The sequence below is a fragment of the Cellulomonas sp. GbtcB1 genome, from assembly GCF_019091725.1.
In the GTDB taxonomy this organism is placed as follows: domain Bacteria; phylum Actinomycetota; class Actinomycetes; order Actinomycetales; family Cellulomonadaceae; genus Cellulomonas.
Window position 1 is genome coordinate 1 of sequence record NZ_JAGXJG010000143.1, and the last position, 543, is coordinate 543.

Consider the following 543-nt stretch of genomic DNA (forward strand, 5'->3'; position numbering starts at 1 on the left):
GGGAGGGCGGACGCCGGACCCGCGGCGGCCCCGGCGCGCGGGGTCGGCAGCACGGCGGCGGCGGTGGGCGTGCTCATCGGGCGCCGGCCTCACCCGCGCCTGCGGCGAGGGCCGCCCGGGCGCGGTCGAGCGCCGCGCCGAGGCGCGCGTCGAGGTGGCCGTCGGGGAACTCCCCGACGGCGTCGCCGGGGGCGAGCGCCGGGTCGGCGACGAGCTCGACGCCGGTGAGGTCGGGCAGGCCGGCGAGCACGTCGCCGCCGGCCGGGGCCTCGCCCGCCAGCGCGGCGCGGACCACCGCGAGGTCCCGCGGGTGCAGCCGGACGGTGTGCACCTCGCGCGCCGGGTCGAGCGCGCGGACCCGGGCGAGCGCCGCCGCGGCGGACGTCGGCGCGTCCGACAGCTCGGCGCCGAGCACGGCGGCGGCCAGGTCGAGCGCGGCCGCGTGCAGCGCGTGCTCGGCGGACGCGAGCACCGGCGCGCTGCGGTCGGCCGCGGCCCGGGCGCTCCGGGCCAGCACGGCGAGGGCGTCGGCGTGCTCGGCGG

At 84.5% G+C, this 543-nt stretch carries 1 protein-coding gene; it reads right to left on the bottom strand.

The features are described 5' to 3' along the window. Positions 1–73 precede the first annotated feature (73 nt). Positions 74–543 (bottom strand): FliH/SctL family protein (locus KVT14_RS20090; protein ID WP_254631389.1); only part of this gene is annotated, 470 nt, incomplete at its 5' end.